This window comes from Vitreimonas sp. (assembly GCF_035627415.1).
Lineage (GTDB): Bacteria > Pseudomonadota > Alphaproteobacteria > Caulobacterales > Aquidulcibacteraceae > Vitreimonas.
In genome coordinates this window covers 21,573-29,377 of record NZ_DASPLU010000032.1, presented here as the reverse complement: position 1 = coordinate 29,377, position 7,805 = coordinate 21,573, and the positions used below count along the sequence as shown (strand labels likewise).

Genomic DNA, 7,805 nt, shown 5'->3' with positions numbered 1-7,805 from the left:
GCAAAGCAGAGGTGAAGCCCGCCGAACATGAAAAGGCGGGAAGACGCACCGGAACGTCGTCGAACGCGACATCCGCACGCCGTCGGCCGAGCCGCCTCCCAGGGTGAAACATCCCTGGCGACGGCGCCGGCGAATAACGATCACGGGACGCGGCGCGCCGCGTTCACTCCGCGCTCCTTCGCGGGAGCGCACGTCAGAACGTGACGCGCCGCGTCCCGCTCTCCGTTTTTCCGATCGCAAGATCACCAAGCATGACGCGCGCCTGAAGCCATGCTGCCGGCAGCAGCGGCGAATGCCCGCCGCGCAGGCAAGGCGTGACGCGGCCGCCGCCGGCCGCTAAGCATCGCGCAAAAGAGGATTCCGTCTCATGCGCATCATCGCACCGCTGTTCGCTCTCGCACTCGCCGCCGCGCCCACGCTGGCGCTGGCGCAGACCGAACCGACCCGCGCCGAACAGCAGCGCATCGACCGCATCCTGCGCCGCACGCCTTTGATCGACGGCCACAACGATCTCCCGTGGGCGATCCGCGACGATCACGGCGGCGATCTCGCCGCCATCGATCTCGACCGCGACACCCGCCGCCTCACGCCGCCCTTGCATACCGACATCCCGCGGCTGCGGCGCGGCCGCGTCGGCGCCCAATTCTGGTCGGTCTATGTTCCGGCGACGTTCAAGGATCTCGACGCGACGCAAGCGACGTTCGAGCAGATCGATCTCGCCCGCCGCATCATTGCCCGCTATCCGCGCGCGTTCGAGTTCGCCGACAGCGCCGACGATATCGTCCGCATCCATCGCGCCGGTCGCATCGCCTCGATGTTCGGCATGGAGGGCGGCGAGGCGATCAACAACAATCTCGCTTTGCTGCGCGAATTCCGCGCCGCCGGAATCCTCTACATGACGCTCACCCACGCCCAGAACACCGATTGGGTCGACAGCGCCACCGACGCGCCGGCGCATGGCGGGCTCACCGACTTCGGCGAAGAGGTCGTGCGCGAGATGAACCGCGTCGGCATGCTGGTCGATCTCTCCCACGTCTCGGCCGAAGCGATGCGCGATGCGCTCCGCGTCAGCGCAGCGCCGGTGATCTTCTCGCATTCGTCGGCCTTCGCGCTGACGCCGCATCCGCGCAACGTGCCCGACGACGTGTTGCGCCTCGTGCGCGAAAACGGCGGCGTGGTGATGGTGAACTTCAATGCGCCGTTCATCTCCGAACCGATGCGCCAATGGAGCGCCACGCGCTCGGGCGAAGAGCGCCGACTGCAGGCGCTTCATCCCGGCGATCCCGACGCCGCGCGCGCCGCGCTCGAGCAATGGACAACCGCCAATCCGCCGCCGCCGGTGACGATTGACGATCTCGCCAACCACATCGAGCACATCGCCCGCATCGCCGGGCGCGATCATGTCGGCATCGGCTCCGATTATGACGGCGTCAGCTATCTGCCGCAGGGCATGGGCGGGGTGGAGACCTATCCGAACCTATTCGCCGAACTGATCCGCCGCGGCTGGAGCGATTCAGATCTCGCCAAGCTCGCCGGCGGCAACCTCTTGCGCGTGCTGCGCGCCGCCGAACGCGTCGCCGCGCGGTCCTAAGCCGCCGCGCGCGCGGCGCCGGTCCTGCGGACGACGCCGTTTTCGAGCGTCAGGCCCTCGCAGCCCTCGGGCAGCGTTTCGCCGGCGCCGAGAAGAACGACGCCCTCGGGCGCCAGCACGTCGAGCACGCGCTCGAGCACCGCAAGCCGCGTCGGCTGATCGAAACTGATCAGCACATGCGCAAGGAGGACGATGTCGAACTGGCCGAGCTGGCCCGGATGATGCAGCAGATTGTGCCGCTCGAATTTCACCGCCGCGCGCAGCCGGTCGGAGATGCGCCAAAGATCGCCCGCCTTCTCGAAGTGCGCGATCAACTTGCGGATCGGCAGCCCGCGCTGCACCTCGAACTGCGTGTAGAGCCCAGACCGCGCCTTATCGAGCAGCCGCTCGGAAAGATCGCTGGCGAGAATCTCCGCCGCCGGATTGAGCCCCTCGTTGCGCATGTCCTCCAGGATCATCGCAACGGAGTAGGCTTCCTGTCCGGTCGAACACCCCGCGCACCAGATCCGCGCCCGCTCGTGCCCGCGCCGCGCCAGCGCTTCGGGCAGGAGCTTCGCGCGCAGCTGTTCGAACTGCGCCCGGTCGCGGAAGAAGCGCGTCTCGCTCTGCGCCAGATTGTCGGCGATCGCGTTCCACAGCGCCCCGTCCGGCTTGATCCGCGCCGACGCGATCATCTCGGAGACGCTGGCATAGCCCTCGCGCCGCGCCAGCGGCTGCAGCCGCACCGCCGCGGAGGCCGACATCTCGCGCGTGATCAGCGCGCCGGTGCGCGCCTTCACCTCCCGCGCGATCAGCACGAACTCCGCTTCCGTCAGCATCAGATCAGGCCCGCTTCAGCGAACTTGGAATGGAGAATGTCGCCATCGAACGGCTTCATCATGTACTCGTCGGCCCCGGCCTTCAGCGCTTCGGCGATCCGTTCGACGTCGTTCTCGGTGGTGCAGAACACCACCGTCGGCTTGTCGCCGCCGGGCTCCTTGCGCAGCTGCTTCAGGAAGTCGATGCCGCTCATTACCGGCATGGTCCAGTCGAGCAGGATGGCGTCGGGCATCTGCCGGCGGCAGGCCTGCAGCGCCTCCAGGCCGTCGCCGGCTTCCTCGATCTCGAAGCGCATGTCCTCGAGGATGCGGCGCGCGACTTTGCGGATCACGCGGCTGTCGTCGACGACCAGGCAGCGTCTCATGAAAATGCTCCGTCGGAATCAATCCAACAGTGCGGCGGCGCGGTTATTGTGGAGTTAATGTGTATTTACGGCCTACAGCCTGAACGCCGCCGAGCGGGCGATGAACTCGACCTTCTCTTCGCTCTCGCGCGTGCTGAGCTCGACACCGCCCTGGCGGGCGAGCAGGCTGGTCAGCGTCGGCTGGATGGTGTGTCCGGAAAGCTCGCCGCTGTCGCCGCGCAGCGCCGCCGCGGTCGGCTCGCGCAGCTTGGCGCGCGGCCCGGTCGCGGTCACGATCACTTCGCCGCCGTCGCCACGCTTTTCCGCCGTGATCTCGACCTTGCCGCCGCGCGGCAGGCATTCGTTGGCGATCAGCAACAAATTGACGATCACCCGCACCGCCGGGCGCGGCATCTGCACCGCTGGCGCCGACCAAACCAGTTCCGGTTTCAGAACGCCGTAGAGCTTCAGCGCCACCGCCCGGCCTTCCTCCAGTTCGGACTCGCCTTCGGCCGTGGCGCCCGCCATGGCGAAACGGAAGAATTCGAGCTTGGCCCAGGCCTTGCCGACGCCGTGGTCGAGCAGCGAAAGCGCGTCCGGATCGGTTTTCCCGTCGCCGGCCTTGATCATCTCCAGGCCCTGGATGATCGCCGACATCGGCTCGACCATGTCGTGGCAGATGCGCGAGGCGACAAGCGCAGTCAGCTTCGTATTCTCGATCATCGCGCGCTCCGTGACGGGGAAGGGCCGAACATAGACGATTCGCGCGCGGGAAAGGGTTCAATCCCGTGCGCCGCGCCGCCACATGCGGTACCTGCGCAGGAGAAGGAGCGTTGATGGCTGTGGAAACAGGAGCTGGGCTGGGTCTGGAGCACGCGGTCGCGCTGTTGGCGACGGCGGTCGTGGCCGCGCCGCTATTTCGCCGGCTGGGGCTCGGCTCGGTGCTGGGCTACCTCGCGGCGGGCCTGGCGATCGGCCCGTTCGGGCTTGGTCTCTTCCGCGATCCCGAGAGCATCCTCCACGTCGCCGAGTTCGGCGTCGTCATGTTCCTGTTCCTAATCGGTCTCGAAATGCGCCCGGCCAAGCTCTGGTCGCTGCGAAAGGAAATCTTCGGCCTCGGCGCCGCGCAGGTGGTCGCGTGCGCGGCGCTCTTGTCGCTGATCGGCGTCGCCGCGGGTCTGCCCTGGCCGGCGGCGCTGATCGGCGCCAGCGGTTTCGTGTTGTCGTCGACCGCCGTCATCATGAAAATGATGGACGACAGCGGCGAAACCGCCAGCGAAGCGGGGCAACGCAACGTTTCGATCCTGCTGTTCGAAGACCTGATGATCGTGCCTTTGCTCGCCATTGTGGCGACGCTCGGCGCGGCCATGGGCGGCGTCGAAGAGAACGCGCGCCCGCTCTGGATCAGCATTGGCGTCGGCCTCGCCGCGATCGGCGTCGTCTTCATCGCCGGCCGCTGGCTGCTCAATCCGTTCTTCGCGCTGCTCGCCCGCTCTGGCGCGCGCGAAGTCATGACGGCGGCGGCGCTGCTCGTTGTCTTGGGCGCCGCGCTGTTCATGCAATGGGGCGGCCTCTCCATGGCGATGGGCGCCTTCCTCGCCGGCGTGCTGCTCTCGGACTCGGTCTTCCGCCATCAGCTCGAAGCCGACATCGAGCCGTTCCGCGGCATCCTGCTCGCGCTGTTCTTCATCAGCGTCGGCATGTCGCTGAACCTCGCCGTCGTGCTGACGCAGTGGCAGTGGATCGCCGTCGGCGTCGTCGCCTTCATGGCCGTCAAGGCGTTCGGCATCTACGCTGTCGCCCGCCTGTTCGGCAGTCCCAACCGCGAAGCAGGGCAACGCGCGGCGCTGTTCGCGCAAGGCGGCGAGTTCGCCTTCGTGCTCTACGGCGCGGCTCTCGCGGTCGGCGTCATGGATGCCCGCATTGCCGCGATGATGACCGCGATCGTCATTCTGTCGATGGTGCTGACGCCGCTTGTGGTTTTGCTCATGAACCGCTTCACCCCGGCGCCGGAGGTCTCGCGCGAGGGCGTGGAGGACGCCGCCGGCCTGCACGGCCGTGTGCTGTTCATCGGCTTCGGCCGCTTCGGTCAGGTCGTCAGCCAATCGCTGTTGGCCCGCGGCGTCGACATTTCGCTGATCGAGCTGGATGTCGAAATGATCCAGGCGGCCGCCAATTTCGGATTCAAAGTGTATTACGGCGACGGCACGCGGCTCGACGTGCTGCACGCCTCCGGCGCAGCCGAGGCGGAAGCTATCCTGGTCTGCGTCGACAAGCCCGACGCTGCCGACCGCATCGTCGCGCTGGTGAAGGCCGAGTTTCCGCACGCCAAACTGTTCGTCCGCGCGTTCGACCGCGGTCATTCCATGCGGCTGGTGAAGGCGGGCGTCGACTATCAGATCCGCGAACTGTTCGAGTCGGCGCTCACCTTCAGCAGCGCGGTGATGCGCGAACTCGGCTTCAACGACATCGAGATCGAAGAGACGATCGAGGACGTGCGCGACCGCGACGCCGCGCGGTTCGAGCTGCAGTTGGCCGGCGGCATCGAGGCTGGGCGCCAGCTCATCCGCAACAATCAGACAACGCCGCAGCCGACGCCGTTCACCGTGCCGCGCCGCGAGAGCAGGGCGCTCAACGAGGACGCCGCCGACGTCCTCGGTGAAAAAGAAAAGGCCGATTGAACCGGCGGGCGCCGCAACGGCACGGGGGCGCCGCCCGTCATATTCGGGTGCTAGGCTGAGGGGGGAGAGCGCAATGCGGAAATGGATCGGAATGATGCTGGCCCTCGCGCTGGCGGCGTGCGCGCCGCGGCCGGCGGCGCCTGACCTTAATCCGCTGGCCGAACGCTACGTGCGGCTCGCGCTCGAAATCGGCGCGCATGAGGAAGGCTATATCGACGCCTATTACGGTCCGCCCGAGTGGAAGACGGAAGCCGAGTCCAGCCCACGCTCGACCGCGGAACTGAAGCAGCTTGCTGACGGTCTGCTTGCCGAAATCAACGGCGCGCTCGAACAGGCGCGCGACGCGGCCGTGCAGCGTCGCGCCCGAACGCTTGCGGCGTATGTTTCAAGCGCGCGCTTTCGGCTCGACATGATCGACGGCGCGCGCGCGCCGTTCGTTGAAGAGGCCGAGCGCCTGTTCGCGCTTCGCCCCGAACTGCGGCCGCTCGAGAGCTACGATCCGGTGCTCGCGCGCATTGAGCGCGTTGTGCCCGGCTCGGGCCCGCTCGCTGCGCGCGTGCAGGCGTTCCGCGATCGCTACATCGTCCCGGAGGATCGCTTGCGGGCGGTGATGGATGCGGCGATCGCCGAATGCCGCCGCCGCACCGCCGAACACATCAGGCTGCCGGAAAACGAGCGCTTTACGCTAGAGTTCGTCACCGGCAAGAGCTGGTCCGGCTACAATTATTATCAGGGCGGCAATCAGAGCCTTATTCAGGTCAACACCGATCTGCCGGTGACGATTGATCGCGCCGTCGATCTCGGCTGTCACGAGGGTTATCCGGGCCACCACCTGCAGGGCATCAGCGCCGAGCGGCTCTACCGCGAGCGCGGCTGGGTCGAGTTCTCGGTGATGCCGCTCTACTCGCCACAAGGACCGCTCAATGAAGGCGGCGGCAATTACGGCGTCGACCTCGCGTTCCCAGGCGAGGAGCGGCTGCAGTTCGAAAAGGCGACGCTTTATCCGCTCGCCGGCCTCGATCCGGCCACCGCCGACGCGCGCGATGCGCTCGCAGAGGCGATGAGCGATCTTGCCGGCGCGCGACTGACGATCGTGCAGATGTATCTGGACGGTCAGATCGACCGCGAACGCGCGCTGGAGCTGGCGCAGCGTTATCAGCTCGTCTCGCGCGAACGCGCCGAGCAGAGTCTCGATTTCGCGGACGAGTACCGCTCGTACGTGATCAATTATGCGACCGGGGAGGACGTCGTCCGCGCCTTCGTCGAGCGCGCCGGCGCAGACAACGCGGCGCGCTGGCGCGCCTACGAGAGCATCCTGACGCAGCCAAGCCTACCGGAGCACCTGCAATGACGCCTGAATTCCGCATGATCGAAACCAACGGCGTCAAGATCCGTGCGGCCGTGCAAGGCGCGGGCCCGCTGGTCGTCATGGTGCATGGCTTTCCCGAGAGCTGGTATTCCTGGCGCCACCAGATGCAGCCGATCGCCGACGCCGGCTTCACCGCCTGCGCGATCGATGTGCGAGGCTATGGCGGCTCGGACAAACCGCGGCCGGTCGAGGCCTATGCGATGAAGGAGATCGCAGCCGATGTCGCCGGCGTCATCGAAGCGCTGTCGCCCGGCCAGCCCGCAGTGTTGATCGGTCACGACTGGGGCGCGCCGATCGTCTGGCACACGGCCGTACTGCATCCCGACAAGGTGCGTGCGGTGGCTGGGCTCTCGGTCCCATATTTCGGTCACCCGCCTGTGCCGGTCAGCCAGATCATCAAGGCGATGTACACCGACCAGGGCAAGTTCTTCTATCAAGCTTATTTCCAGGACGAAGGCGTCGCCGAAGCGGCTTTCGAGAAGGATGTGCGCGGCGGTTTGCGCAAGCTCTACTACGCTGGCGGCGGCGAGTCCGAAGCGTACTGGGGCGGGATTGACAAGAAGCACGGCGATGCGCTGCTCGACGGCTTGCCCGATCCGCAGCCGTTCCCGGCTTGGCTCTCGGAAGCCGACATCGACTATTTCGCCGGCGAGTTCACGCGCTCAGGTTTCCGCGGCCCGCTCAATCGCTATCGCAATTTCGAGCGCGACTGGGCCGACATGAACACGATCGAAGATCGCGTTGTGCATCAGCCGTCGCTCTTTATCGTGGGTGAGCGCGACCTGGTGCTGAAAATGTTCGGCGGCAGCGCCGATGCCGCGGTGGCGCGGATGCGGGAGAACGCGTCCGATTTCCGCGGCGCGCACCTCATTCCGAAGATCGGTCACTGGACCCAGCAGGAAGCGCCGGCCGAAACCAACCGGGTGCTGCTGGATTGGCTCAGGTCGCTTTGATCATAGGCAACGTCGATCCTTCGGCGGAGGGTAATCTATACTTCAGCGC

Annotated in this window: 7 protein-coding genes; 4 read left to right on the top strand and 3 right to left on the bottom strand. The window is 66.7% G+C overall.

Going from position 1 to position 7,805, the window contains the following annotated elements:
• Positions 1-367 precede the first annotated feature (367 nt).
• Positions 368-1,591 (top strand): dipeptidase, encoded by a 1,224-nt coding sequence (locus VEA80_RS17725; protein WP_325062115.1) that lies wholly within the window; start codon positions 368-370, stop codon positions 1,589-1,591.
• Here VEA80_RS17725 and VEA80_RS17720 read toward each other — a convergent pair.
• The 3 genes from VEA80_RS17720 to VEA80_RS17710 all read right to left on the bottom strand — a co-directional run bounded on the left by VEA80_RS17720 (position 1,588) and on the right by VEA80_RS17710 (position 3,476).
• Complete coding sequence (locus tag VEA80_RS17720; protein WP_325062114.1) at positions 1,588-2,409, bottom strand: protein-glutamate O-methyltransferase CheR; 822 nt, start codon at positions 2,407-2,409, stop codon at positions 1,588-1,590. The two genes, VEA80_RS17725 and VEA80_RS17720, sit on opposite strands and share 4 nt — an antisense overlap.
• Positions 2,409-2,774: a response regulator gene (locus tag VEA80_RS17715; protein WP_325062113.1), complete on the bottom strand. Its 366-nt coding sequence runs from the start codon at positions 2,772-2,774 to the stop codon at positions 2,409-2,411. The genes VEA80_RS17720 and VEA80_RS17715 overlap by 1 nt, the downstream gene beginning before the upstream one ends.
• A gap of 72 nt (positions 2,775-2,846) precedes the next feature.
• Complete coding sequence (locus VEA80_RS17710) at positions 2,847-3,476, bottom strand: histidine phosphotransferase family protein (protein WP_325062112.1); 630 nt, start codon at positions 3,474-3,476, stop codon at positions 2,847-2,849.
• Positions 3,477-3,589: 113 nt separating this feature from the next.
• On the opposite strand from VEA80_RS17710, the gene VEA80_RS17705 reads away from it, so the two are divergent.
• From VEA80_RS17705 to VEA80_RS17695, 3 genes are all read left to right on the top strand, one after another.
• Positions 3,590-5,434 (top strand): monovalent cation:proton antiporter-2 (CPA2) family protein, encoded by a 1,845-nt coding sequence (locus VEA80_RS17705; RefSeq protein ID WP_325062111.1) that lies wholly within the window; start codon positions 3,590-3,592, stop codon positions 5,432-5,434.
• Positions 5,435-5,507: 73 nt separating this feature from the next.
• A complete protein-coding gene (locus VEA80_RS17700) occupies positions 5,508-6,785 on the top strand; it encodes a hypothetical protein (RefSeq protein WP_325062110.1) in 1,278 nt (425 codons plus the stop codon).
• Positions 6,782-7,756: an alpha/beta hydrolase gene (locus VEA80_RS17695; protein ID WP_325062109.1), complete on the top strand. Its 975-nt coding sequence runs from the start codon at positions 6,782-6,784 to the stop codon at positions 7,754-7,756. The genes VEA80_RS17700 and VEA80_RS17695 overlap by 4 nt, the downstream gene beginning before the upstream one ends.
• The last annotated feature ends 49 nt before the right edge of the window (positions 7,757-7,805 follow it).